Raw genomic sequence first — 1838 nt, forward strand, 5'->3', positions numbered from 1 at the left:
GACGTGGTGCTGTCGCCCAGCGTGTCGGTGCTGCCCTTCGCGGCCGGCCGGACCGTGCCCGACGCCTCGTGGCCCGACTGGCTGGAATGGGGCGGGTTCGCCTTCCTCTATAACATGACCGGCCAGCCGGCGGCCTCGATCCCCGCCGGCTTCTCGGCCACGGGCCTGCCGATCGGCCTGCAGGTCGCCGGCCGCTGGCAGGACGACGTGACGGTCATGCGCGTCTGCCAAACCCTCGAGGGGCTGCTGGTCGCGGGACGCAGCACACCCTCGCGGATCGTCGAACGCCTGGCGGCCTGACAGGGGACCGCGCAAGACAGACCGCGCAAGACAGGGAGAAAGGCGGATGGGAATCGCGTTCGGAATCGTCGGGCTGTTCTGCGCCGGGCTGGTGGTGCTGCTGCAGGCCAGCTTCCGCAGGGACCGGTCGTTCTCGGACTACGCGGTGGGCGGCCGGTCCTACGGTGCGTGGCTGCAATCCATGTCCTTTCTGAACAGTTGGTGGCCCGGCGGCCTGCTGCTGTCGCTGACCGGCATGGCGCTGGGCAGCGGGGTGGTGGCCTTCTACATGCCGATCTACAGCCTGCTGACCGTGATGCTGATGTATGTGATGGCGCGGCGGGTCTGGCTGTGGGGGGCGGCGAACGACCTGAAGACCCAGGCCGACCTGCTGCGGCTGCGCTACGATTCCACGGCGCTGGCGGTGACGTCGTCGGTCATCAGCGTCATCTCGATCCTGCCCTGGCTGGTGCTGGGCTTCAAAAGCCTGGGGGCGATGTTCGCCGCCCTGTCCCTGGGCGCGCTGACGCCCGGCCGGTCCGTGGCCTGCGGCGTGGCGCTGATCCTGGTGCGGCAGGTCTGGACCATCCGCATGGGCATGCGCGGGCTGGTCATTTCCGACATGTATCAGGGGCTGGTCGCCTATGTCGGCGGCACCGCGCTGATCCTGGGGCTGATCGCCTGGCTGGCCGGGCAGGGGGTCTCTCCCGGCCACCTGCCCGCCCGGCTGCTCGGCGTGCCGGGCACGAGCACGAGCATGGGTACGGGGGCGGTCGGCGGTCCACTGACGCTGTTTTCGATGATCCTGACCGGCTCGATCGGCGGCTGGTGCTGGCCGCCGATCTTCGTGCGGCTCTACACCGCCGACAGCGTGCGCAGCATGCTGCGCGCGGGCGTGTTCAGCGCGCCGCTGTCGCTGCTGTTCTCGATGGCGCTCGTGGTGCTGGGGCTGATGGCGGCCGGGTTGCCGGCGCTGCATGCCGATCCGGACATGGCCTGGTTCACGGTTGCCGGCCTTGCGGCCGGGCCGGTCGGGCTGGGCCTGGCCGGCACGGTGATGCTGGCGGCGACGATGGGCGGGGTGGATGCGATCATCCAGGCGATGGGCACCCAGGTGGCCAACGACATCGTCGGCGCGGGCCGCGTCTTGCCCTACCGGACGTCGATCCTGACGGCCAAGGGGACCATGGTCGTCGCCACCGCGCTGGCGGCGGGCATCGCCTGCCTGCCCATCGCGCACCTGTCGGTGCTGGCGCTGCTGTCCTATCAGGGCATCATCCAGGTCGCGGTGGCGCAATATGGCGGCCTGTTCTGGCGGCGCGGTACCGCCGCGGCCGGCATCGCCGGAATGATCGCGGGCTTTTTGACCGCCATCCTGCTGGAAACGGTGCTCCATGCGGCCACCGGCTGGTTCTGGGGACTGAGTTCCGGCGTGATCGGCCTTGCGGTCAATGCCGCCACCTATGTCGCCCTGTCGCTGCTGGTCCCGCAGCGGACGGCCGAAACCCGCCGCGTCGCCCTGCTGTTCGCCGGCACCGGCCAGCCGCGGGCGGATGCGG

General features: G+C 70.5%; 2 protein-coding genes. Both read left to right on the forward strand.

Features of this window, described 5'->3' with window-relative positions:
• Positions 1–300, forward strand: a 300-nt coding sequence (locus tag HUK84_RS16750) for an amidase family protein (protein WP_246285748.1), incomplete at its 5' end; no start/stop codon positions are given.
• 46 nt (positions 301–346) lie between these two features.
• Positions 347–1838 (forward strand): sodium:solute symporter family protein (locus tag HUK84_RS16755; protein WP_176641289.1); only part of this gene is annotated, 1492 nt, incomplete at its 3' end.

The organism is Nguyenibacter vanlangensis (genome assembly GCF_013376155.1).
GTDB classification, from domain to species: Bacteria; Pseudomonadota; Alphaproteobacteria; order Acetobacterales; family Acetobacteraceae; genus Gluconacetobacter; species Gluconacetobacter vanlangensis.